Here is a 25,058-nt window from a genome sequence, read left to right as displayed (position 1 = left end):
TAGTTTGCTCTTTGATTTTCATTGAGTATAAGGAGGAAATCATGTACCATATAAAAGAAGCTGCGCAGCTTTCAGGAGTCTCTGTCAAGACCCTGCACCACTACGATAAGATAGGACTCTTGGTCCCCTTAAAGTCGGAAAACGGCTATCGAACCTACAGTCAAGAGGATTTGGAACGCCTTCAGGTCATTCTGTATTATAAATATCTAGGCTTTTCTTTAGATAAAATAGCAGAGCTGTTAAAAGGAGAATCATCAGATTTATTGCCCCATTTGACTAGGCAGTTGGACTATCTAACTCGAGAAAGGCAACATCTGGATACCTTGATTTCCACCTTGCAAAAAACCATTCAAGAACAAAAAGGAGAAATAAAAATGACGATTGAGGAAAAATTCACTGGATTTAGCTATCAAGATCATCAAAAATACCACCAAGAGGCGGTAGAGAAATATGGACAAGAAGTCATGGACCAAGCTCTTGAGCGCCAAAAAGGTCGCGAAGACGAGTCTACGGCCGCCTTTAACCAAGTCTTTCAAGCCTTGGCTCAAAATCTTCAAGATGGTCTGCCTGCAACAGCAGCTGAAAACCAAGAAGAGGCAGCTAAACTCTGGCAAGCTATTCGTACTTATGGATTTGACTGCTCTATTGAAGTCTTCGGCCATATCGGTAAAGGATACGTCTACAACCCAGAGTTTAAGGAAAACATTGACAAATTTGGACCTGGAACAGCTCAATACACATCAGATGTCATTGCTGCTTACGTTCGGACACAGACAAAATAAAAATCAGCGGAGTTACCTCTGCTGATTTTTTCTGGTTTCAAGTACTATTTGGTTAATAGTTTTTCAACTACGTTTAACTTTCGCATGGTCAGAACCACGCCAAACAATTTTTCAAGATAGTTGGTATTGAGCTTTTTTTGTTTTGCAGTTCTAGGAAGATAGAGGTAGAGACAGTAATCGCCTACACAGATTTCTTCCTCGCCGTAGTCAGTTTTCAATTTTTCTAGTGGCAGACTTTGGATAAGTCCTTGATAAAGAATTACATGCACACGATCATGAAGGTAGTCTTCTTTAAATGGATTCTCATGAACAATCTTTTCAAAATCGTTCTTATTCTTGATAACCATTTTTAAGTCGGCCCCAATTTTTTCCTTTATCAAAGTATGAACGCGTTCTCGTATTTCTTCTAAATCTGAGTCACTCTCAAGAATGATATTCCCACTTTGAATATAGGTTCGAACGTGTTGAAAACCAGCTTCTGTCAAAATATCTACCAAATAAGACATTTTCGGGATAGCATTTTTTCCATTAGGAGTAACGCCTCTTAGTAAAATAATATGTTCCAAAGGACTTCCTTTCTTATTTGGTATTTATTGGATTGGAGCCTGCCACCCAGCCGGTGCAGAGGGCAGAAGTGATGTTAAAGCCACCCGTGTGGGCGTTGATATCCAGTACCTCGCCAGCAAAGTGGAGGCCAGGGACTAGCTTACTTTCGAGGGTTTTGGGATTGATTTCCTTGAGACTGACACCGCCTTTGGTGACAAAGGACTTGGCAAGAGACATTTTTCCAGTTACAGGGATTTTGAGAGCCTTGATGGACTGGAGAAGTTGTTCGCGTTCCTTTTCAGTCAGTTGTTTGACTTTTTCAGGATAGCCTTGCACCAAAAATTCTGCCAAGCGTTCTGGAAGCAAAGTTTTTAAAGCATTTTTCAAGGATTTTTCACGGTTTTCTTCTAGAAATGCCACCAAGTCCTTTTCAGAAAGTTGAGGTAAGACATCCAAAGAAAGGACTTCACCTCCCTTGACAAAGCTAGACATGCGTAGGGCAGCAGGACCTGACAAACCAAAGTGGGTAAAGAGCAGATCGTGAGTGATGACATGCTTACCATAGCTTAAGGTCACATCGTCTAGTGAAATCCCTTGAAGCGCTTTGTGTGGAAAATCAGTCAACAATGGGCTCTCAGCAGCTTCAAGCTCAGTAATGGTATGTTTAAAATGGCGGGCGATCTCATGCCCAAAACCAGTAGAACCAGTAGAAGGATAGGATTTACCACCAGTTGTAACAATCAGTTTATTACAAGTGAAGGTTTGGTCTGCGGACTTAAGGACAAACTGGTCGTCTATCTTTTTAACCGAAACAATTTCTGTTTGAGTAGCAACTTGACCACCGAGTTCAGTGATTTTCTTTTCTAGTGTCTCGATAATAGTCCGAGACTTGTCACTAGCAGGAAAGACGCGTCCGTGGTCCTCGACCTTGAGTTTAACACCATTTTCCGTAAAAAAGTTGATGATATCATGGTTATCAAACTGGGAGAAGACACTGTAAAGAAACCGCCCGTTACCAGGGATGCCAGCTAATAGGTCATCTAAAGTTCCATTGTTGGTCACATTACAACGACCACCGCCCGTTCCAGCTAATTTTTTCCCAAGTTTTCGATTTTTTTCGATGAGTAGAGTTTTCTGACCATAAAAGCTACTGGAAATGGTAGCCATCATACCTGCAGGTCCTCCACCAATGACAATAGTATCAAAATGTTTCATAGCTCTATTGTACCACAAAAAACAAGAGATGCTTGACATCTCTTGTTGCTCATAATCTTAGTTGATTTCATATCCCATCAACAAACCGCCATCTTCTGCATAGAAACTGCAGAGACCAGATGTCGGGATGATTTTGATATCCGCTTGTGGGAAGGTTTCCAGCAAGCGTTCTGACAATTGCTGACAGAATTTTTCATTGCTGCGATGAGCCATGACGATACGGCCACCAGCGTAGCCAGCCTTGATGAGTTCTTCATAGGCTGCTTGAAGGGATTTTTTTGGTCCACGCGCTTTTTGGAGTAGTTCTAGGGTTCCAGTTTCACTTGCTTCCCCAACCATACGGATGTTGAGAAGACCGACAACTGTACCGATCAGCTTGCTTAAACGACCATTTTTTACCAAGTTATCAACCTTAGCGAGTACAAAAAGCAACTTCGTTTTTTCTTGGTAGGCTGTAATAGCTTCAACAATTTCCTCATAAGAAAGTCCTTGATCAATCAAGCTATTGATTTTCTCGACAATCAAGTCAACCTCACCACCTGCAGACAATGTATCGATCACATGAATCTGAGTGTCAGGGTGTTCTTCCAGATAGATATTCTTAGCGAGCTGTGCACTATTATGGCTACCTGAAAGAGTACCAGTGATAGTAACGACAAAGATATGCTTAGCACCTTCAAATGCTCGCAAGTAATCATCAGGGCTAGGACAAGCTGATTTTGAAGCCTCAGAAGTCGCATACATGGTTTCCATCATGTGGTCAATGTCAAGATTGGCATCATCGATAAAGACCTGATCAGCTACTTGAATGGTTAAAGGAACACTAACAAATTCCGTATCAATAGCAGGAGTTGCCAGTTGACGATAATCACAACCAGAGTCAGCTACAATCTTCCAAGTCATAGAAATTCTCCATCTTTGTCACTTATACATTGACAAAGGTTCTGTCTTTTTTTACAATTATATCATGAAAGCCCTTGAAACAAAAGTACCACCTCTCTGTTGTCACAAGTAGAAAGAAATTGTTATGTCTGAACGTAAAATATCTGAAAAATCTCTTGAAAATCTCAGAAAATCAAATCAAGAATCCAATTTTTTAACCAGAGAAGCAATCGAGACGGCTCTTTTGCAACTTCTAGAGAAAAAAGACTTGGCCAAGATCAGTATTTCGGAGCTGGTCAAACGTGCGGGCGTCTCTCGTGCCGCCTTCTATCGTAACTATGACTCCAAAGAAGAGATTTTGGAAAGTGTCTTTAAACGCAGTGTCCATAACATTATGGAACAGCTGAGCCACTACGATGTCAAAACCGACCTTTATCTAGTATGGGTTCACCTTTTTCGAGCAGCCAAGAAAGAAGCCAAGGTTATCCAACTTGCTCTGGACTATCATTTGGAAAAGATTTTTGTCCAAGCCATGCAGGAATTTCTAGAAAAATACCACGGGAAATCAAAAGGTGTCAGTAGCTACCTTCATTCCTTTTGGAGCTCTGCCATCGTATCGGTTCTGCTCAAATGGATCAAGGATGGCATGAAGGTTCCAGCTGAAAAGATTGCAGATTTACGCTTGCCATTTTTCAAAAAATAGGGGATAAGGAGAAGACTTATGACAGAAAAAAGACTGGCTTGGGATGAGTACTTTGCAGCCCAGGCTTTACTGATTGCCAATCGTTCGACCTGCAAACGTGCCAAGGTGGGAGCTGTCCTCGTTAAGGACAATAAAGTCATTTCAACAGGCTACAATGGTTCCGTATCAGGAACGGAGCACTGTATTGACCACGAATGTCTGGTCATTGAAGGTCACTGTGTTCGAACCCTTCACGCCGAGGTCAATGCTATTCTCCAAGGGGCTGAGCGAGGGGTTCCCAGAGGATTTACAGCCTATGTGACCCATTTCCCTTGTCTGAACTGCACCAAACAACTGCTACAAGTTGGTTGCAAGCGCGTGGTTTATATCAACCAGTACCGAATGGATGACTATGCCCAGTACCTTTATCAAGAAAAAGGCACCGAGTTAACCCATTTACCATTAGAGACTGTTCAGACGGCTCTTCAAGAGGCAGATTTGATTTAAAAATTAATAAAAATAAATGGTTTAGAAAGCTTTTTAAACCGTTTTTTGATATAATAAGAAGAATAAATTGAAAGAAGGAATTCAGAAAATGGGAAAAATTGAAGTCATTAATCATCCACTCATTCAACACAAATTGTCAATCTTGCGTCGTACAGATACTTCTACAAAAGCTTTTCGTGAACTAGTAGACGAGATTGCAATGTTGATGGGATATGAAGTACTTCGTGATCTTCCACTTGAAGATGTGGAAATCGAAACACCTATCACAAAGACCGTTCAAAAACAATTGGCTGGGAAAAAATTGGCGATTGTCCCAATCTTGCGTGCAGGTATCGGGATGGTAGATGGCCTCTTGAGCTTGGTTCCAGCAGCCAAAGTTGGACACATCGGTATGTACCGTGATGAAGAAACCCTTCAACCAGTTGAATACTTGGTGAAATTGCCTGAGGATATTGACCAACGTCAAATCTTTGTCGTTGATCCAATGTTGGCAACAGGTGGCTCAGCAATCTTGGCAGTAGATTCCCTTAAAAAACGAGGCGCTTCAAATATCAAGTTTGTCTGCCTAGTATCTGCTCCAGAAGGTGTGAAAGCTCTTCAAGAAGCACACCCAGATGTAGAGATCTTTACAGCAGCTTTGGATGAACGCTTGAACGAACACGGTTATATCGTTCCAGGTCTTGGAGATGCTGGAGACCGCTTGTTCGGTACTAAATAAAATTCCAAAGTAAATACTGAAATTAGAAGTTCGTTTTTGACTTGAAAGGAGGTTGAGTTTTTGTTTCTGTTTAGAGAATAGAGCAAAAATTTGACCTTTTTTGACCAAAAAGATATAATAGTTCTGTATTGAGTCGTAAGACTAAGAAAATTCAACATAAAAGGAGAAATGAATGATTCCTGTAGTTATTGAACAAACAAGCCGTGGAGAACGTTCCTATGATATTTACTCTCGTCTTCTGAAAGACCGCATCATCATGCTAACAGGTCCAGTTGAAGACAACATGGCCAACTCCGTTATCGCCCAATTACTCTTCTTGGATGCCCAAGACAGCACAAAAGATATTTACCTTTATGTCAATACACCTGGGGGCTCTGTTTCAGCTGGTTTGGCAATCGTTGATACAATGAACTTTATCAAGGCGGATGTCCAAACAATCGTTATGGGGATGGCTGCATCCATGGGGACTGTCATTGCATCAAGTGGCGCAAAAGGCAAACGTTTCATGCTTCCAAATGCAGAGTACATGATTCACCAACCAATGGGTGGTACAGGTGGTGGTACCCAACAGACAGATATGGCAATCGCTGCAGAGCACTTGCTCAAAACTCGTAAGACTTTGGAGCAAATCCTTGCAGATAACTCTGGTAAATCAGTCGAGCAAATTCATGCAGATGCAGAACGTGATTACTGGATGAGTGCCCAAGAAACGCTTGAATATGGCTTTATTGATGAAATCATGGCCAACAATTCGTTAAGTTAAGCAACCTAGAAAGTAAACTCGACGGAGTTTGCTTTTTTTGGTATAATAGGGGAAGATTTCTTAGAAAGAGGACTCCTCATGTTTGAAAAAACAAATCGATCAGGATTAATCATCTATCTCTACTATAATCGAGATGCAAAAAAACTTCAGGAATACGGTGATATCTGTTACCATTCCAAAAAACATCGTTACTTGCAGCTCTATGTTCCAACTGAGGAGCTAGATGACTTGGTTGAGAGATTAGCTAAGGAAAGATATATCAAGAAAATTAGACGTTGCCATATTCAAGAGCTAGAAACTCCCTTCGTTGGGAATCTCTATCGGACTGAAGAAAACGTTATCATTTAAAAAAGTTAAACAAATACATTGACAATTTTCTGATAATTCGGTATATTCTTAACATACAATTTTTGAAACAACTATAAGGAGATTAAAAATGAAGAAAAAATTTGCCCTATCTTTTGTGGCTCTTGCTAGTGTGGCTCTTCTTGCTGCCTGTGGAGAGGTCAAGTCAGGAGCGTCAAACACAACTGGAAATCCAGTAGACGAAAAAACAATTAAAATCGGTTTTAACTTTGAAGAGACAGGTGCTGTGGCAGCTTATGGTACAGCTGAACAAAAGGGTGCCCAACTTGCTGTAGACGAAATCAACGCTGCAGGTGGAATTGATGGAAAACAAATCGAAGTTGTAGACAAAGACAACAAGTCAGAAACTGCTGAAGCAGCTTCTGTTACTACAAACCTTGTTACCCAATCAAAAGTAGCAGCTATTGTAGGACCTGCGACATCTGGTGCAACTGCTGCAGCTGTAGCTAACGCTACTAAAGCTGGAGTGCCATTGATTTCACCAAGTGCTACTCAAGACGGTTTGACTAAAGGTCAAGATTACCTATTTATCGGAACATTCCAAGATAGCTTCCAAGGGAAGATTATTTCTAACTATGTAACAAACAAATTGAATGCTAAGAAGGTTGTTCTTTATACTGACAACGCTAGTGACTATGCTAAAGGTATTGCTAAATCTTTCCGCGAAGCCTACAAGGGTGAGATTGTAGCAGATGAAACGTTTGTAGCAGGTGATACTGACTTCCAAGCAGCCCTTACTAAAATGAAAGACAAAGAGTTTGACGCTATCGTAGTTCCAGGTTACTACACAGAAGCTGGTAAAATTGTAAACCAAGCTCGTGGTATGGGAATTGATAAGCCAATCATTGGTGGTGATGGGTTTAACGGTGAAGAATTTGTTCAACAAGCAACTGCTGAAAGAGCATCAAACATTTACTTCATCTCTGGATTCTCAACAACAGTTGATGTTTCTGCAAAAGCTAAAGCTTTCCTTGAAGCATACCGTGCTAAATACAACGAAGAGCCTTCAACATTCTCAGCTTTGGCCTATGACTCAGTTTACCTAGTAGCAAATGCTGCAAAAGGTGCTAAAAACTCAGGTGAGATCAAAGACAACCTTGCTAAAACCAAAGATTTTGATGGTGTAACTGGTCAAACAAGCTTTGATGCTGACCACAATACAGTGAAAACTGCTTACATGATGACCATGAACAATGGTAAAGTTGAAGAAGCAGAAGTTGTAAAACCATAACATTAGAATAGTAATTGAAATGGGGAATGAGCCTTTGACTCACTCCCTGTTTCGGTGTTTATGAACTTGTGAAAATAATGAAATTTTCTAAAAAATAAGGATAGAAAAGAGTGAATGCTATGCTCCAACAACTTGTGAATGGTCTAATTCTGGGTAGTGTTTATGCACTTTTGGCTCTGGGTTATACCATGGTTTATGGAATTATCAAACTCATCAACTTCGCCCATGGCGATATATACATGATGGGTGCCTTTATTGGTTACTTTTTGATTAATTCTTTCCAAATGGATTTCTTTTTAGCTTTAATTATTTCAATGGCAGGGACCGCATTGCTTGGTGTTGTGATTGAGTTTCTTGCCTACCGTCCTTTACGACACTCTACACGTATTGCTGTATTGATTACTGCCATCGGAGTGTCTTTCCTACTGGAATACGGAATGGTTTATTTAGTAGGTGCTAATACTCGTGCCTTCCCTCAAGCAATTGAAACAGTCCGCTTTGACTTGGGACCAATTAGCTTGACAAATGTTCAATTGATGATTTTAGCAGTTTCTGTACTCTTGATGGTTTTATTGCAATTGATCGTCCAAAAAACAAAAATGGGGAAAGCCATGCGTGCGGTATCAGTTGATAGTGACGCAGCTCAATTAATGGGAATTAATGTAAATCGTACAATCAGCTTTACCTTTGCTTTGGGTTCAGCCCTTGCTGGTGCAGCAGGTGTCCTCATTGCCCTTTACTACAACTCTCTTGAACCTTTGATGGGTGTGACTCCAGGTCTAAAATCATTCGTTGCGGCCGTACTCGGTGGTATCGGGATTATCCCTGGTGCAGCTCTAGGAGGATTTGTGATTGGCTTGTTGGAAACATTTGCTACTGCCTTCGGTATGTCTGATTTCCGTGATGCCATCGTATATGGAATCTTGCTTTTGATTCTGATTGTTCGACCTGCAGGTATCCTTGGTAAGAATGTGAAAGAGAAGGTGTAAACAATGAAGACAAATCTTAAAGTAAATATTCTCTGGTTATTCCTTCTGTTAGCGGGTTATGGATTGATTAGTGTACTGGTTTCTGCTGGTGTTCTTAATCTATTCCATGTCCAAATTTTAGAACAAATTGGGATTAATATCATCCTTGCAGTAGGCTTGAACTTAATCGTTGGTTTTTCAGGACAATTCTCACTTGGTCATGCAGGTTTTATGGCGATTGGGGCTTATGCAGCAGCGATTATTGGTTCAAAATCACCAACCTATGGTGCCTTCTTTGGAGCGATGGTCTTGGGCGCTTTGATTTCTGGTGCAGTCGCTTTGCTCGTTGGGATTCCAACGCTTCGTTTAAAGGGTGACTACCTGGCTGTTGCGACACTAGGTGTTTCAGAAATCATTCGTATCTTTATCATTAATGGTGGTAGTTTGACCAACGGTGCTGCTGGTATCTTGGGTATTCCAAACTTTACCAACTGGCAAATGGTTTATCTATTTGTGGTGATCACAACTATTGCAACTCTCAATTTCTTACGTAGTCCAATTGGACGCTCTACTCTATCTGTTCGTGAGGATGAGATTGCTGCAGAGTCTGTTGGGGTAAACACCACAAAGATCAAGATTATCGCTTTTGTCTTTGGAGCCATTACAGCAAGTATTGCTGGTTCACTTCAGGCTGGTTTTATCGGATCTGTTGTCCCAAAAGATTACACCTTTATTAATTCCATCAACGTGTTGATTATCGTTGTATTTGGTGGACTTGGATCCATTACTGGTACCATCGTTTCAGCGATTGTTTTAGGAATTTTAAATATGCTCCTTCAGGATGTAGCAAGCGTACGTATGATTATCTACGCTTTGGCTCTTGTATTGGTCATGATTTTCAGACCAGGTGGACTTCTTGGGACATGGGAATTGAGTCTATCACGTTTCTTTAAAAAATCGAAGAAGGAGGGACAAAACTAATGGCATTACTTGAAGTTAAACAGTTAACCAAACATTTTGGCGGTCTAACAGCTGTTGGAGATGTCACTCTTGAATTGAACGAGGGAGAATTGGTTGGTCTGATTGGACCAAACGGGGCTGGTAAAACAACCCTTTTCAATCTCTTGACCGGCGTTTATGAACCAAGCGAAGGTACTGTGACACTAGATGGACATCTCCTAAATGGGAAAACTCCCTATAAGATTGCCTCACTTGGTCTCAGTCGTACTTTCCAAAATATTCGTTTGTTCAAGGAATTGACAGTTTTGGAAAATGTTTTGATTGCATTTAGTAATCATCATAAACAACATGTCCTTGCGAGCTTTCTACGTCTACCAGCTTTTTATAAGAATGAGGAAGAATTAAAAAGCAAAGCTTTGGACTTGCTGAAGATTTTTGATTTGGATGGCGACGCAGATACTCTTGCGAAGAATCTTGCCTATGGCCAACAACGTCGATTAGAAATCGTTCGTGCTCTGGCAACTGAACCTAAAATCCTCTTTTTGGATGAACCTGCAGCTGGTATGAATCCACAAGAAACAGCTGAATTGACAGAATTGATCCGTCGTATCAAAGATGAATTTAAAATTACCATCATGCTCATCGAACATGACATGAATTTGGTTATGGAAGTCACTGAGCGTATCTATGTTCTTGAATATGGTCGTTTGATTGCTCATGGGACTCCGGATGAGATCAAGAACAACAAACGCGTTATCGAAGCTTATCTAGGAGGTGAAGCCTGATGTCTATGTTAAAAGTTGAAAACCTCTCTGTGCATTACGGTATGATCCAAGCAGTTCGTGATGTAAGTTTCGAGGTTAATGAAGGTGAAGTTGTTTCCCTTATCGGTGCCAATGGTGCCGGTAAAACAACCATTCTTCGTACCCTTTCAGGTTTGGTTCGTCCAAGTGCTGGTAAAATTGAGTTTTTGGGAAAAGAAATTCAAAAGTTGCCTGCACAAAAAATCGTGGCAGGTGGCCTTTCACAAGTCCCTGAGGGACGCCATGTTTTCCCAGGTTTGACTGTTATGGAAAACTTAGAAATGGGAGCCTTTTTAAAGAAAAATCGTGAAGAAAATCAAGCTAACTTGAAAAAAGTTTTCTCACGCTTCCCACGTCTTGAAGAGCGTAAAAACCAAGATGCGGCAACTCTTTCAGGTGGTGAACAGCAGATGCTGGCTATGGGACGCGCTCTCATGTCTACACCTAAGCTCCTTCTCTTGGATGAGCCGTCAATGGGACTTGCCCCGATCTTTATCCAAGAAATTTTCGATATCATTCAAGATATTCAGAAGCAAGGAACAACGGTTCTCCTAATTGAACAGAACGCTAACAAGGCCCTTGCTATCTCTGACCGAGGTTATGTACTTGAAACAGGCAAGATCGTCCTATCAGGAACAGGAAAAGAACTCGCAGCATCAGATGAAGTCAGAAAAGCATATCTAGGTGGCTAAAAAGGTCCCGGGGACCTTTTTAGTCGGTAGATAAGGATTGCGCACGCAATCCCTCTATAGTCCGGGGGACCTTTTTAGTCGGCAGATAAGGATTGCGCACGCAATCTCTCTATAGTCTGGGGGACCTTTTTAGTCGGCAGATAAGGATTGCAATCAAGCGAAACCTAATACGACTACTTATCAAAAATATAAAATATTTCAGGGCTCCTGAATAAGGAGCTCTTTTATTTATATGTTTTTGAGGAAAGGGAATAAGGCCTTAATTTTTACTCATTCTTTCCCTATTTGAATTGACAGTCATTTTTGTTCATATTATAATATGGGTAAGAAAAAATTGAACAGGAGGACTGAGAATGGTAACAGAAAAACAATTTAAACTTTTGCGTTTTATGTTGATACATAAAGAAAAGACATTTACTCAGCGACAGTTAGCTGAAGAGTTAGACCTATCTTTAGGAACAATCAACACATTATTGAAAAAACTGAAAGAAGAGAAGTGGCTTGATGAGGAACTTCACTTAACTGAACTAGGCCAAAAAGTTTTAGAACCCTATCGAGTAGAAAATGCCATTATAATGGCTGCTGGCATGAGTAGTCGTTTTGCTCCTTTGTCTTATGAGATTCCAAAAGGATTGCTTCAAGTCAAGGGGGAACGCTTGATTGAGAGGGAAATCAGACAGTTGCAAGAAGCAGGAATAGAAGATATAACTGTTATTGTAGGCTACCTACAAGAAAAAATGTTCTATCTTGCAGAGAAGTTTGGTATAAAAATTGTAGTAAATAATGATTACTACAAATATAATAACTGTTCGTCTCTTATGTTGGTTAAAAATCAACTTTCCAACACGTATATTTGTTCATCAGATAATTATTTTGTGGAAAATCCTTTTGAGCAATATATTTATAGAGGTTACTACTCGACGATATTTGCAGAAGGTCAAACGGACGAATATTGTGCTATAGAGGATTCGAATCGCACCATCATTGATATCCAGATTGGTGGAGAAAATACTTGGGCTATGGTGGGGCACGTTTATTTCGACCGTGCATTTAGTGAGAAATTCAAGGAAATTTTAGAAAACGAGTTTAAGCACGAACCTTATCGGGAACAGCTTTGGGAGGATTATTATAGTCGGCATGTCAAGGAACTCCTTTTAGAAGCCCGCCACTATTCAGCGGATATTGTTAAAGAATTCGACTCTCTAGATGAACTCCGTCAATTTGATGAACGTTATTTGGTAAATGCAGACTCAGCTATTATCGATAATATCTGTAAGACATTAAAGTGTGTGGCTTCAGATATTGTCAATATCAAACCTCTAAAAGATGGGTTAACCAACACATCATTTTCATTTGACTGTCTAGGAAAAAGATATGTTTACCGTCATCCGGGCAGGGGAACGGAAAATTATATCGACCGAGCTAGTGAAGCAGCTTCTTTGGAAATTGCTGCAAAATTAAAGATTGACCGTACCTTCGTAGCTATGAACAAGGATGAGGGCTGGAAAATTTCAGAATTTATTCCCAATGCTAAGCAACTGGATTATGATAATTGGGATGATGTGGCACAAGCAATGGACCTCCTGAGACGGTTACACCAATCTGGAGAAAAAACGGAACATTCCTTTGACCAGTTTGAGGGAATTATTGATTTTAGAGAAAAATTGAAAGCTAGAAATCGATTTGAATTTGATGGCCTTGAGGAATTGGATGAAACTGTTTCACTTCTCAAAAATCATTTACAGAATGATCCCAAACAGGTTGTCCTTTGTCATGGAGATTCCTATAGTCCTAATTTTTTGTTAAATGAAGCAGGCGAAATGAGCTTGATTGATTGGGAATATTCTGGAATGGGAGAGCCAGCAGGAGATTTGGGGACCTTTATCGCGTGTTCCAATTATACTGTAGCAGATGCTGAAAAAGTACTGGAATTGTATCTACAAGAAGTACCAGATAAGAAAACCGAACGTCACTATTTGGCTTATGTAGCAGTAACCTCATATTATTGGTTCTTGTGGGCTTTGTTCCAGGAGAGTGTCGGAAAACCAGTCGGTGAGTTTCTCTACATCTGGTATCGCTATACCAAACAATATGGACAACTGGCCCTTGACTTGTATTTGGAGGAGAACTGAGATGAAAACGACATCCGAAATTGAAGATTTAGTAGCAACTGAAACAAAGAGAAGATTGGAAGAAATGGAGTCACCAAACTACGAGTTTGTTCAACCCTTCCTAAAAAGTGATTTCATTTTAATCATCTCCATAGTCCTAATCAACCTTATTTTGATTATCTTAGCAATGACGGGAGGAATTCAATAACATGTCTAAAATGAATGACTATATCCAACAAGAAACCATAACCGGAATTGTTCCCATGACCAATAAGGATCGTCAGTATTCTTTCTGGGATCTCTTTCTATCGACAAGTGGTTTTGCCATTGCTACTTGGTGTTATACCCAAGGAGCCTATGTAGCTCAATATTTGACCTTTAATCAAATGTTGATAAATATTTTTAGCTTTAACATTATCTGGGTCTTTATTGAATGTCTTCCTATTTTGTTTGCGGTTAAGTATGGAATTGATTTGTGGATTTGGTTGAGAGCTGTTCTAGGAAAAAGAGGTGTAGCCCTGTTATCAACCATTATTAGCTTGGCTAACTTTGGATGGTATGCTGTTGCGGCCAATCTTTTTGCTAGTTCCATGATCCATTTGGCAAATAATTTTGGTCTTGGTTTGGACAAGGGAGTATGGGCGCCTATTCTTGGTACCCTCTGTGTTCTGCTTGGAACTCTCATTGCTCTTGGAGGCCCAGAAGTGATTAAATGGACCAATCGCTTCTTGGTTATCGCCTTATTGATTGTCGGTCTGATTATCGTTGGAATCTGCTTTGTCGCCGTTCCTATAACGGATATTATGAATATCCAGCCTGCCACTCAAGGAGATTTAACGCCATTAGAACGCTTCATGCTCTCCGGAGAAGGAAATGTTGCCTTTGCCTTCTCTTGGTCTACACAAGCATTGGTCTTGCCACGTTTGGCAAAATCAGAACGCAGTGGTTATTGGGCTACAGCCTTATCATACGGAGTTGTGGCTCCATTCTTCGTTGCGACAGGTGGAGTCATGGCTCTAGCCATGTTTGTCAAAACAGGCGTGTATGAAAGTGATCCAACAACCATGCTATCAACTCTAAGCACCCCAGCCTTTGCTCTCTTAAGTCTACTACTAGTAGCCTTTGCCAATATTGGAACCCAGGGAACAGGATCATACGTGAACTGTATGATTGTCAAAAGTGGGATGCCCAAAGTAAGCTATAAACTAATGGTTTGGATTGCCATGGTTTACGTGAGTCTACTCACTATCTGGGGAGGAGTAGAAGAGTATTTCGGATCCTTCATCTCCCTAGCTGCCTATATTCAGGGGCCAATTATTGGTATGATTGTTGTCGACTATTTTATCTTAAGAAAACGAAAACTCGACTTGCGTTCAGCCTATTTCCTTGAAGGGCATGACGCCTACGAGTTTACTAAAGGATTTAACTTAGTTGGCTTGTCTTGCGTATTTATCTCCTTATTGGTAGCGGTACTTTTTGTCTACAACCCTGTAACTGCACAAATTCAAAGTCCAATATTTTTAATCACAACGGGTAGCGGATTTACTGCGCTATTTGGCGGTCTACTATACTGGTTAGCTAGTCTTAGCCCTCTAAAACGTTATATGATAAAAGATCGAGACACTATTACGATTTAAGAAGAGAGGGGACTACGGTTCCCTTTTAACTTACACTGGCATTTTATGCAAACTTCTCAGATTATTCAAAATCTTGAAAAAGAGATGAAAGCGTTTGATAGATTTTCTAAGAAAGTGTATAATAAAAGTAGCAATAATATAGAAGGAGAAGTCTCATGGCAGTTAAAGATTTCATGACCCGTAAGGTAGTTTATATCAGTCCAGATACGACTGTAGCACACGCAGCAGATTTGATGCGCGAGCAAGGTTTGCACCGTTTACCTGTTATCGAAAACGATCAATTAGTCGGATTAGTAACAGAAGGAACCATTGCGGAAGCCAGCCCATCTAAAGCAACCAGTCTCTCTATCTACGAGATGAATTATCTTCTGAATAAAACCAAAGTAAAAGATGTAATGATTCGAGATGTCGTGACTGTTTCTGGCTATGCTAGTCTAGAAGATGCGACCTACCTGATGCTGAAAAATAAAATTGGGATATTACCAGTCGTAGACAATCATCAGGTCTACGGCGTCATTACAGACCGCGATGTTTTTCAGGCTTTCTTGGAAATCGCTGGATACGGAGAAGAGGGGATTCGCGTTCGTTTCATTACAGAAAATGAAGTCGGAGTACTGGGAAAAATTGTAGCTCTAATTGTAGAAGAGGATTTAAATATTTCCCATACTGTTAATATTCCACGTAAGGATGGCAAGGTTGTCATCGAAGTTCAAATTGATGGAAAAATCGATTTGACTGCATTAAAGGATAAGTTTGAAAAAGAAGGAATTCAAGTGGAGGAGATCACTCATACCTCTGCCAAAGTCCTTTAAACCAGAGGCTTTAGAGCCTCTTTTCTTCTGTCATCAAAAGCGGTGAAAAGCAAAATATGGAAAGAAATGAGAGATTATGGTATAATAAAACGATATGAAAAGGAGTATCTATGGACATTTCAGAAATTCGTCAAAAAATTGACGCAAATCGTGAAAAATTATCTTCTTTTAGGGGGTCTCTTTGACCTCGAAGGCTTAGAGGAAGAGATTGCCATCTTGGAAAACAAGATGACAGAACCTGATTTTTGGAACGATAATATCGCGGCCCAAAAAACGTCGCAAGAATTGAATGAATTAAAAAACACCTACAACACCTTCCGTAAAATGGAAGAGTTGCAGGATGAAGTTGAGATTTTATTGGACTTTTTAGCAGAAGACGAGTCAGTCCATGATGAACTGGTCGAACAGTTGACGGAATTGGATAAGATGATGACCAGCTACGAGATGACCCTTCTCTTGTCAGAACCTTATGACCATAATAATGCAATCTTGGAAATCCATCCAGGATCTGGTGGTACTGAGGCACAGGACTGGGGCGATATGTTGCTTCGTATGTATACTCGTTATGGAAATGCCAAAGGCTTTAAAGTAGAAGTCTTGGATTACCAGGCTGGTGATGAAGCAGGTATCAAGTCTGTTACCTTGTCTTTTGAAGGACCTAATGCTTATGGCCTACTTAAATCAGAAATGGGTGTTCACCGTTTGGTCCGTATTTCGCCATTTGACTCTGCCAAACGTCGCCATACTTCATTTACATCCGTAGAGGTTATGCCTGAGTTGGATGATACCATCGAAGTGGAGATTCGTGAAGATGATATCAAAATGGATACCTTCCGTTCAGGTGGTGCTGGTGGACAGAACGTCAATAAGGTTTCAACAGGTGTGCGTTTGACACACATTCCTACGGGAACTGTCGTCCAATCAACGGTCGATCGTACCCAGTATGGAAATAGAGATCGTGCCATGAAGATGTTGCAGGCTAAGCTCTATCAAATGGAGCAAGAAAAGAAAGCTGCGGAAGTTGATTCCCTTAAAGGTGAGAAAAAAGAAATCACATGGGGAAGCCAAATCCGTTCATATGTTTTCACGCCTTATACTATGGTAAAAGATCACCGTACAAGCTTTGAAGTTGCTCAGGTAGATAAGGTGATGGATGGAGACCTTGATGGTTTCATCGATGCCTACCTTAAGTGGCGAATCAGCTAAGATAGAAAGGAACTCATATGTCAATCATTGAAATGAGAGATGTTGTCAAAAAGTATGACAATGGAACGACTGCCCTGCGAGGTGTATCTGTTACCATTGAACCAGGAGAGTTTGCCTATATCGTAGGACCTTCTGGGGCAGGTAAGTCAACCTTTATTCGAGCTTTATACCGAGAAGTAAAGATCGAAAAAGGAAGCCTAACAGTTGCAGGCTTTAATTTAGTTAAAATTAAGAAGAAAGATGTCCCACTGCTACGTCGTAGTGTCGGGGTAGTCTTTCAGGATTACAAACTCTTGCCTAAGAAGACTGTTTATGAGAATATTGCCTATGCAATGGAAGTAATCGGTGAGAGCCGTCGCAACATCAAAAAACGTGTTATGGAAGTATTGGACCTGGTTGGTTTGAAACATAAGGTTCGCTCTTTCCCTAATGAACTCTCAGGTGGAGAGCAGCAACGGATTGCGATTGCTCGCGCGATTGTCAACAATCCTAAGGTATTGATTGCCGATGAGCCAACAGGAAACTTGGACCCAGATAATTCATGGGAAATTATGAATCTGTTGGAACGCATCAATCTCCAAGGTACTACTGTTTTGATGGCGACTCACAATAGCCAGATTGTAAATACCTTGCGCCACCGTGTCATTGCCATTGAAAATGGCCGTGTCGTTCGTGACGAAGCTAAAGGAGAATATGGATACGATGATTAGTAGATTTTTTCGCCATTTATTTGAATCATTAAAAAGTTTAAAACGAAATGGCTGGATGACAGTAGCAGCAGTAAGTTCGGTTATGATTACCTTAACACTCGTTGCCCTGTTTGCATCTGTAATTTTTAATACAGCGAAACTGGCTACCGATATTGAAAACAACGTTCGGGTCATGGTATACATTCGTAAAGATGTAGCTGATAACAGTGAGACGATTGTAAAAGAAGGTCAGACAGTTACCAACAATGACTACCACAAGGTCTATGATGCTTTGAAAGCTATACCTGCTGTTAAGAGTGTTACCTTCTCAAGTAAAGAAGAACAGTACGAAAAACTGACGGAAACAATGGGTGACGATTGGAAGGTCTTTGAAGGGGATGCAAACCCTCTCTATGATGCTTATATCGTTGATACAAATTCTCCGAGTGATGTTAAAACGGTAGCTGAAGAAGCTAAGAAAATTGAGGGAGTATCAGAGGTTCAAGATGGTGGAGCCAACACTCAACGACTTTTTGAACTAGCTTCCTTTATCCGTGTTTGGGGATTGGTTATTGCAGGGCTTTTGATTTTTATCGCAGTCTTCCTTATTTCCAATACCATCCGTATCACCATTATTTCACGTAGTCGTGAGATTCAGATCATGCGTCTGGTAGGAGCGAGAAATGGCTATATCCGTGGTCCATTCTTGCTAGAAGGAGCTTTTATTGGCTTGCTTGGTGCAGCGATCCCTTCTGTTCTTGTTTTCTTTGTTTACAATATGGTCTATCAATCGGTCAATAAATCCTTGGTAGGTCAAAACTTGTCAATGATTACACCAGATGTGTTTATTCCTCTGATGACAGTCCTATTATTTATAATCGGAATTTTCATTGGTTCAATTGGTTCAGGAATTTCGATGCGTCGATTCTTGAAGATCTAGTTGGATTTAAATGCAAATTGCAGTACAAATCAGAAAAATAATACATATTTAAAAGAGAAGTTTTTGTAAACTTCTCTTTTTCCTTTTTAAAAATTTAAAAAAATAGACAATTTTTTTATAAAAGCCTTTACAAAAAAAATAAAAGTGGTATAATTAATACATAACCAAATGCAAACGTTTTCGTAAAACGTTTGCCTAAATAAAATAAAGGAGATTTGAATGATGAAAGCTACATTCAAAAATGTCTTGTCTTTCGAATTTTGGCAAAAATTCGGTAAGGCTTTAATGGTGGTTATCGCCGTTATGCCAGCGGCGGGATTGATGATCTCAATCGGTAAATCAATCGTGATGATCGACCCAAACCTTGCTCCTCTAGTGATTACAGGTGGAATCCTTGAGCAAATTGGTTGGGGGGTTATCGGTAACCTTCATATCTTGTTTGCCCTTGCTATTGGGGGAAGCTGGGCAAAAGAACGTGCAGGTGGTGCATTTGCAGCCGGACTTGCCTTTATCTTGATTAACCGTATTACAGGTACTATCTTCGGTGTTACAGGTGATATGTTGAAAAACCCTGAAGCAATGGTTACTACCTTCTTTGGTGGTTCAATCAAGGTTGCTGACTACTTTATCAGCGTTCTTGAGGCACCAGCGCTTAACATGGGGGTTTTCGTAGGGATTATCTCTGGTTTTGTTGGGGCAACAGCTTATAACAAATACTACAACTTCCGTAAACTTCCTGATGCCCTTTCATTCTTCAATGGTAAACGTTTCGTACCATTCGTCGTTATTCTTCGTTCAACTATTGCTGCAATTCTACTTGCTGCCTTTTGGCCAGTAGTTCAAACAGGTATCAACAACTTTGGTATTTGGATTGCCAACTCACAAGAAACTGCTCCAGTTCTTGCACCATTCTTGTATGGTACTTTGGAACGTTTGCTCTTGCCATTCGGTCTTCACCACATGTTGACTATCCCAATGAACTATACAGCTCTTGGTGGAACATACGAAGTGTTAACTGGTGCTGCAAAAGGAACACAAGTATTTGGTCAAGATCCACTTTGGCTTGCATGGGTAACTGACCTTGTTAACCTTAAAGGTTCAAATGCTGACCAATACCAACACCTTCTTACAACAGTCACTCCAGCTCGTTTCAAAGTTGGACAAATGATCGGTTCATTTGGTATCTTGATGGGTGTCATCGTTGCTATCTACCGCAATGTTGATGCTGACAAGAAACACCAATACAAGGGTATGATGATTGCGACAGCCCTTGCAACATTCTTGACAGGGGTTACTGAACCTATCGAGTATATGTTCATGTTCATCGCAACACCGCTTTACCTTGTTTATTCAGTAGTTCAAGGTGCTGCCTTTGCTATGGCAGATATTGTTCACCTTCGTGTCCACTCATTCGGTTCAATTGAATTCTTGACTCGTACACCATTGGCAATTAATGCTGGTATTGGTATGGATATCGTTAACTTTATCTGGGTAACTGTTCTCTTTGCGGTTATCATGTACTTCATTGCCAACTTCATGATCAAGAAATTCAACTACGCAACTCCAGGACGTAACGGAAACTACGAAACAGCTGAAGGAGCATCAGAAGAAGTAGCTCCTGGAACTCCAAAAGTTGCAGCAGCTTCTCAAGCCGTAAACATCATTAACCTTCTTGGTGGTCGTGCAAATATCGTAGATGTGGATGCATGTATGACTCGTCTTCGTGTAACTGTTAAAGATGCAGATCGCGTTGGTACTGAGGAACAATGGAAAGCAGAAGGAGCTATGGGTCTTGTCATGAAAGGACAAGGTGTCCAAGCTATCTACGGACCAAAAGCTGACGTATTGAAATCTGATATCCAAGATATCCTTGACTCAGGGGAAGTAATTCCTGAAACACTTCCAAGTCAAATGACAGAAACTCAACAAAATACTGTCCATTTCAAAGGTGTAACTGAGGAAGTTTACTCAGTAGCTGACGGTCAAGTTGTTGCTTTGGAACAAGTGGAAGATCCAGTTTTTGCTCAAAAAATGATGGGTGATGGATTTGCAGTAGAGCCAGCAAATGGTAACATTGTATCTCCAGTTACTGGTACTGTATCAAGTATCTTCCCAACAAAACACGCTCTTGGTCTTGTCACTGACTCAGGTCTTGAAGTGCTTGTTCATATTGGTTTGGATACAGTAAGTCTTGAAGGAAAACCATTTACTGTTCATGTCTCTGAAGGACAAAAAGTGGTTGCTGGTGATCTTCTTGTCACAGCTGACTTAGATGCTATTCGAGAAGCAGGACGCAAAACATCAACAGTGGTTGTCTTCACAAATGGTGATGTCCTTAAATCAGTTAAATTAGAACAAACAGGTTCTCTTGCAGCTAAAACAGCAGTTGCTAAAGTAGAATTGTAATATACTTGGGGTTGGAAGCTGTTTTCCAACCTCTTGTTTTAGGAGAAAAGCATGAAATTTCTAACACTCAATACCCACAGTTGGATGGAGAAGGAAGCAGAGGAAAAATTCCAAATCTTACTCCAAGACATTCTTGATAAGGATTATGATTTGATTTGTTTCCAAGAAATCAATCAAGAAATGACTTCGCCTGAGGTAGAGGTTAACAATCACTATCAAGCTTTACCATCAGCAGAACCCATTCATCAGGACCACTATGTCCGACTTCTGGTTGAAAAATTGTCTGAGAAAGGGAAAAACTACTACTGGACTTGGGCTTACAATCATGTTGGCTATGACCGCTACCATGAAGGCGTAGCCATCTTATCCAAAACACCTATTAAGGCGCGTGAGATTTTAGTATCAGATGTAGATGATCCAACGGACTACCATACTCGCCGTGTTGCCTTGGCTGAGACAGAGGTTGAAGGTAAGGAACTTGCTCTTGCAAGCGTTCATCTCTCTTGGTGGGATAAAGGTTTCCAAGAAGAGTGGGCACGATTTGAGGCTGTACTAAAAGAGTTGAACAAACCTCTGATTTTAGCAGGTGATTTTAATAATCCAGCTGGTCAGGAAGGCTATCAAGCGATTTTAGCTAGCCCATTAGGATTACAAGACGCGTTTGAAGTTGCGAAAGAAAGAAGTGGTAGCTATACCGTTCCACCAGAAATTGATGGTTGGAAAGGCAATACTGAACCGCTACGAATCGACTACGTCTTTACGACCAAAGAGTTAGAAGTAGAGAGTTTACAAGTAGTTTTTGATGGCCACAATAGTCCACAAGTCAGTGATCATTATGGTTTGAATGCTGTATTGACCTGGAAATAATGAAAGAGGTTGGAATCAGAGGTTCCAACCTTTTAAGCTACTTGAATCTTTACTACAGAACTGAGACTCAAATGGGACTACTGCAATAGGACAAAATATGGTATAATTGAAAGGATAGAATCGAGGATAGTATGTCATTTAAGAAATTTCAATTTAAAAATTATATAGTAGAAGCCTTGGAGGAGTTGAAATTTGCAACTCCTACAGAGGTGCAAGAAAAATTAATCCCTATTGTACTGGCAGGTCGTGACTTGGTGGGCGAGTCGAAAACAGGTTCAGGAAAGACTCATACTTTCTTATTACCAATTTTCCAACAATTAGATGAAACTAGCGATAGTGTGCAAGCGGTCATTACTGCACCAAGTCGTGAGTTGGCCACTCAAATCTACCAAGCAGCCCGTCAGATTGCAGCTCACTCAGATGTCGAAGTTCGTGTGGTGAATTATGTGGGTGGTACGGATAAGGCGCGTCAGATTGAAAAACTTGCCAGCAACCAGCCTCATATCGTTATCGGAACGCCAGGTCGTATCTATGACTTGGTCAAATCTGGTGATTTGGCTATTCACAAGGCCAAGACCTTTGTAATTGATGAAGCCGATATGACCTTGGATATGGGATTCTTGGAAACCGTTGATAAGATTGCAGGAAGCCTTCCAAAAGACTTGCAATTCATGGTCTTTTCAGCAACTATTCCACAAAAATTGCAACCGTTCTTGAAGAAATACTTGTCAAATCCTGTCATGGAAAAAATTAAGACTAAGACAGTCATCTCAGATACCATTGATAACTGGTTGATTTCGACCAAGGGCCGTGATAAGAATGCTCAGATTTACCAACTGACTCAGTTGATGCAGCCTTATTTAGCTATGATTTTTGTTAACACAAAAACGCGTGCTGATGAATTGCATTCTTACTTGACTGCTCAAGGCTTGAAGGTGGCAAAGATTCATGGAGATATTGCTCCTCGTGAACGCAAACGGATCATGAATCAGGTGAAAAATCTGGATTTTGAGTACATTGTTGCAACAGACTTGGCAGCGCGTGGAATTGACATTGAAGGGGTCAGCCATGTTATCAATGATGCCATTCCGCAAGACTTGTCCTTCTTTGTTCACCGTGTTGGACGAACTGGGCGCAACGGACTGCCTGGTACAGCGATTACCCTTTACCAGCCTAGTGATGACTCGGATATCCGTGAGTTGGAGAAATTAGGGATCAAGTTTACTCCTAAGATGGTCAAAGACGGAGAGTTTCAAGATACCTATGACCGTGATCGTCGTGCTAATCGTGAAAAGAAGCAGGATAAGCTTGATATTGAAATGATTGGCTTGGTTAAAAAGAAAAAGAAAAAAGTCAAACCTGGCTATAAGAAGAAGATTCAATGGGCGGTGGATGAAAAACGCCGCAAAACCAAGCGTGCTGAAAATCGCGCACGTGGGCGTGCAGAGCGTAAAGCAAAACGTCAAACATTTTAAAAACTCAGTAGAATCACCTGATTCTACTGAGTTTTTATTTCCGGAAATATTCAAAGGAGATAATAATTATATATTTTAAATAATTTGATTTATAAAACAGTAATTGCTTTAAAACCTTTTTTAGAGCAATATTTTATTGAAATCATAAGGAAAAAAATTGAAAACTATACAAAATTGTGTTATCATACTATAAAACAATCGGATTATATCATTTGATCCGTGAAAAGAAAAGGGGACTTCTATGGATAAATCATTTATGAAACAACAACGTTTTTCATTCCGTAAAATGAAAGTTGGGTTGGCTTCTGTAGCAATTTTGTTTGCTTTTGCTCAGGTCGGACAAGTGTCTGCAGATGAAACAACACAACCGGCATCTACTTCAGCTGAAACAGTAAAGAAAACCGAAGCAAATAAATCGGCAGTCGAAGCTGCTGTAGCAGAAATTAAAGCTGATGAGGCGAAACCAGTCGTTAACCAATCAGATGCAAAACCTGGAGAACTTGTTGATGTTTCTAAGAAGGTTTCACCTATTGACGTGAAAGAACGCCAAGAAGGTGATCAAAAGATTCATGAAGAAACTGCAACAGTTGAAGTCACAAAGACAGAAGTGGCACCTGTAAAAAGTGAAGAACTTCCTGCTCCAAAGACTGAAACAACTGAGAGTACAGTGAGTGGGAAAGATGAAGATGGAAATTCTTATACCCAATATGAACGTGTTGATAAAACAACTACAGTCGAAATCAAGAAAGCGACAAGAACGATTTCAAAATCTAACTCTGCCGATATCGTTTTTGTTGTTGACCGTTCAGCATCTATGTCTCGAACTATTGACACTGTCCGTAACAATATCAATGAGTTTGCAAGAAATCTTGCTAAAGATGGAGTAGCAGCACGTTTTGGATTAGCTACCTTTAGTGATGAAGTATATGGACGTATAGGTGGATTAGCAGATGAGGGTACAATTTTAACAAAATTTAATGAATCTTATTTTACCTCTGACCCAGCTGAGCTTGAAAAAGCCTTAGCAGGCATTAAGCTTGCACATGGTGGAGACTTCCCTGAAACATCTACACCTACTCTTACACAAATTGTTTCAACCTACGACTGGTCTAAGTCACCTAAAAATAAAAAGTTTGTCGTATTGTTGACAGATGCTCCAATGAAGGAGGATCCTTCAATTCCAACGATGGCGAATACTCTTGCGTCTTTGAAAGCCGCAAAAATCGAAAGAATTGTTGCAACTTCGACAGGGACCGATATTAGCTATAAAGATTTTGTATCTGAAGGTCGATTAATGAATATTAATCGTAACTTGGCTGATTCTTTAACTAAGGATGCAACTACATGGATTGTTGAAACTGTGACTGAAGGACACAATTACAAGGTAACGAAAGATAATTACCAATTTTACCTAGAACGTCGTACAACACTACCTGTTGCTCAGACAGGAAGTGCGACTCCAACTACCACAGTTCCAGTAGCTACAGCTTATAAAAAAGAAGTGGCGAAACTCCCTGATACAGGAAGTAATGATACAGCGAACTATGGTATTGTGGGACTTGGCCTCCTAATGGCTGGACTTGGCTTAACTGTAAGCAATAGAAAGTCTAAGGAACAGTAAGCCTAACTGGAAGATTGTTTGTTAAAACATTGTGAGGAAAAAGCAGACGAAAAAATAGGTAGTTTGTAAACGAAGTATGCAGATAAACATAGGTATGATCTTCTGTATTATGGAGTACAAGCCAAATTATTATGCCGAGAAAAGAGCCGTAAGGTTCTTTTTTTGATTTAGAGAAAATA

25 protein-coding genes are annotated in these 25,058 nt (G+C 40.3%); 22 read left to right on the top strand and 3 right to left on the bottom strand.

What is annotated here, in order from left to right; translation table 11 throughout:
• The first annotated feature begins 41 nt into the window (after positions 1 to 41).
• Entirely contained in the window at positions 42 to 782 is a 741-nt protein-coding gene (locus HMPREF2991_RS02275) for a MerR family transcriptional regulator (RefSeq protein ID WP_070569036.1), read from the top strand.
• Between the two features lie 44 nt (positions 783 to 826).
• Here HMPREF2991_RS02275 and HMPREF2991_RS02270 read toward each other — a convergent pair whose 3' ends face one another.
• The 3 genes from HMPREF2991_RS02270 to HMPREF2991_RS02260 are packed head-to-tail and all read right to left on the bottom strand — an operon-like array spanning position 827 to position 3,446.
• Positions 827 to 1,348 carry a DUF1697 domain-containing protein gene (locus HMPREF2991_RS02270; protein WP_042767777.1) on the bottom strand — a complete coding sequence of 174 codons (522 nt, stop codon included), beginning with the start codon at positions 1,346 to 1,348 and terminating at the stop codon, positions 827 to 829.
• 13 nt (positions 1,349 to 1,361) lie between these two features.
• Positions 1,362 to 2,543, bottom strand: coding sequence for an aminoacetone oxidase (locus tag HMPREF2991_RS02265; RefSeq protein WP_070569035.1), 1,182 nt, complete (start codon positions 2,541 to 2,543; stop codon positions 1,362 to 1,364).
• Between the two features lie 57 nt (positions 2,544 to 2,600).
• The gene (locus HMPREF2991_RS02260) at positions 2,601 to 3,446 is read right to left on the bottom strand and encodes a DegV family protein (protein WP_000219947.1); all 846 of its coding nucleotides are present in this window, start codon (positions 3,444 to 3,446) and stop codon (positions 2,601 to 2,603) included.
• Between the two features lie 124 nt (positions 3,447 to 3,570).
• On the opposite strand from HMPREF2991_RS02260, the gene HMPREF2991_RS02255 reads away from it, so the two are divergent.
• The 21 genes from HMPREF2991_RS02255 (at position 3,571) to HMPREF2991_RS02155 (ending at position 24,879) form a co-directional block, all read left to right on the top strand.
• A complete protein-coding gene (locus HMPREF2991_RS02255; protein ID WP_000003897.1) occupies positions 3,571 to 4,128 on the top strand; it encodes a TetR/AcrR family transcriptional regulator in 558 nt (185 codons plus the stop codon).
• An 18-nt stretch (positions 4,129 to 4,146) separates the two neighbouring features.
• Positions 4,147 to 4,614, top strand: a complete 468-nt coding sequence (locus HMPREF2991_RS02250) for a deoxycytidylate deaminase (RefSeq protein WP_000136994.1) — start codon at positions 4,147 to 4,149, stop codon at positions 4,612 to 4,614.
• A gap of 88 nt (positions 4,615 to 4,702) precedes the next feature.
• Entirely contained in the window at positions 4,703 to 5,332 is a 630-nt protein-coding gene (gene upp / locus HMPREF2991_RS02245; RefSeq protein ID WP_000515974.1) for a uracil phosphoribosyltransferase, read from the top strand.
• A gap of 172 nt (positions 5,333 to 5,504) precedes the next feature.
• Positions 5,505 to 6,095, top strand: a complete 591-nt coding sequence (gene clpP, locus HMPREF2991_RS02240; protein ID WP_000613467.1) for an ATP-dependent Clp protease proteolytic subunit ClpP — start codon at positions 5,505 to 5,507, stop codon at positions 6,093 to 6,095.
• 78 nt (positions 6,096 to 6,173) lie between these two features.
• Entirely contained in the window at positions 6,174 to 6,443 is a 270-nt protein-coding gene (locus HMPREF2991_RS02235; RefSeq protein WP_070569032.1) for a YlbG family protein, read from the top strand.
• Positions 6,444 to 6,531: 88 nt separating this feature from the next.
• Positions 6,532 to 7,692, top strand: a complete 1,161-nt coding sequence (locus tag HMPREF2991_RS02230) for an ABC transporter substrate-binding protein (protein ID WP_000726128.1) — start codon at positions 6,532 to 6,534, stop codon at positions 7,690 to 7,692.
• Positions 7,693 to 7,811: 119 nt separating this feature from the next.
• Positions 7,812 to 8,681: a branched-chain amino acid ABC transporter permease gene (locus HMPREF2991_RS02225; protein WP_000941413.1), complete on the top strand. Its 870-nt coding sequence runs from the start codon at positions 7,812 to 7,814 to the stop codon at positions 8,679 to 8,681.
• A gap of 3 nt (positions 8,682 to 8,684) precedes the next feature.
• A complete protein-coding gene (locus HMPREF2991_RS02220; protein WP_000856262.1) occupies positions 8,685 to 9,641 on the top strand; it encodes a branched-chain amino acid ABC transporter permease in 957 nt (318 codons plus the stop codon).
• Positions 9,641 to 10,405 carry an ABC transporter ATP-binding protein gene (locus tag HMPREF2991_RS02215; RefSeq protein WP_049490316.1) on the top strand — a complete coding sequence of 255 codons (765 nt, stop codon included), beginning with the start codon at positions 9,641 to 9,643 and terminating at the stop codon, positions 10,403 to 10,405. The genes HMPREF2991_RS02220 and HMPREF2991_RS02215 overlap by 1 nt, the downstream gene beginning before the upstream one ends.
• Positions 10,405 to 11,115 carry an ABC transporter ATP-binding protein gene (locus tag HMPREF2991_RS02210; RefSeq protein WP_000062204.1) on the top strand — a complete coding sequence of 237 codons (711 nt, stop codon included), beginning with the start codon at positions 10,405 to 10,407 and terminating at the stop codon, positions 11,113 to 11,115. The genes HMPREF2991_RS02215 and HMPREF2991_RS02210 overlap by 1 nt, the downstream gene beginning before the upstream one ends.
• 353 nt (positions 11,116 to 11,468) lie before the next feature.
• Complete coding sequence (locus HMPREF2991_RS02205; protein ID WP_070683340.1) at positions 11,469 to 13,247, top strand: phosphotransferase; 1,779 nt, start codon at positions 11,469 to 11,471, stop codon at positions 13,245 to 13,247.
• A 1-nt stretch (position 13,248) separates the two neighbouring features.
• The gene (locus tag HMPREF2991_RS02200; protein WP_049490314.1) at positions 13,249 to 13,434 is read left to right on the top strand and encodes a hypothetical protein; all 186 of its coding nucleotides are present in this window, start codon (positions 13,249 to 13,251) and stop codon (positions 13,432 to 13,434) included.
• A gap of 1 nt (position 13,435) precedes the next feature.
• On the top strand, positions 13,436 to 14,863 hold the full coding sequence (locus HMPREF2991_RS02195) for a cytosine permease (protein WP_000041470.1): 1,428 nt from the start codon (positions 13,436 to 13,438) through the stop codon (positions 14,861 to 14,863).
• 155 nt (positions 14,864 to 15,018) lie between these two features.
• A complete protein-coding gene (locus HMPREF2991_RS02190) occupies positions 15,019 to 15,675 on the top strand; it encodes a CBS domain-containing protein (RefSeq protein ID WP_000268643.1) in 657 nt (218 codons plus the stop codon).
• Between the two features lie 110 nt (positions 15,676 to 15,785).
• A protein-coding gene (prfB, locus tag HMPREF2991_RS02185) for a peptide chain release factor 2 (RefSeq protein ID WP_239682731.1) occupies positions 15,786 to 16,881 on the top strand; the annotation gives its coding sequence in 2 pieces (ribosomal slippage) (positions 15,786 to 15,857 and positions 15,859 to 16,881; 1,095 coding nt in all).
• Positions 16,882 to 16,898: 17 nt separating this feature from the next.
• A complete protein-coding gene (gene ftsE, locus HMPREF2991_RS02180) occupies positions 16,899 to 17,591 on the top strand; it encodes a cell division ATP-binding protein FtsE (protein ID WP_000022275.1) in 693 nt (230 codons plus the stop codon).
• Positions 17,584 to 18,510: a permease-like cell division protein FtsX gene (gene ftsX, locus HMPREF2991_RS02175; protein ID WP_070569217.1), complete on the top strand. Its 927-nt coding sequence runs from the start codon at positions 17,584 to 17,586 to the stop codon at positions 18,508 to 18,510. Before ftsE ends, ftsX begins: the two co-directional genes overlap by 8 nt.
• A 219-nt stretch (positions 18,511 to 18,729) precedes the next feature.
• Positions 18,730 to 20,916: a PTS transporter subunit IIBC gene (locus HMPREF2991_RS02170; RefSeq protein ID WP_083303900.1), complete on the top strand. Its 2,187-nt coding sequence runs from the start codon at positions 18,730 to 18,732 to the stop codon at positions 20,914 to 20,916.
• Positions 20,917 to 20,967: 51 nt separating this feature from the next.
• Complete coding sequence (locus HMPREF2991_RS02165) at positions 20,968 to 21,783, top strand: endonuclease/exonuclease/phosphatase family protein (protein ID WP_070569025.1); 816 nt, start codon at positions 20,968 to 20,970, stop codon at positions 21,781 to 21,783.
• 131 nt (positions 21,784 to 21,914) lie between these two features.
• The gene (locus HMPREF2991_RS02160) at positions 21,915 to 23,258 is read left to right on the top strand and encodes a DEAD/DEAH box helicase (RefSeq protein WP_070569022.1); all 1,344 of its coding nucleotides are present in this window, start codon (positions 21,915 to 21,917) and stop codon (positions 23,256 to 23,258) included.
• 241 nt (positions 23,259 to 23,499) lie between these two features.
• Positions 23,500 to 24,879: a VWA domain-containing protein gene (locus HMPREF2991_RS02155; RefSeq protein ID WP_000361432.1), complete on the top strand. Its 1,380-nt coding sequence runs from the start codon at positions 23,500 to 23,502 to the stop codon at positions 24,877 to 24,879.
• Positions 24,880 to 25,058: the final 179 nt, after the last annotated feature.

The sequence above is a fragment of the Streptococcus sp. HMSC072D07 genome (assembly GCF_001814835.1).
Taxonomy (GTDB): Bacteria; Bacillota; Bacilli; order Lactobacillales; family Streptococcaceae; genus Streptococcus.
This window is presented reverse-complemented; position numbering and strand designations above follow the sequence as displayed.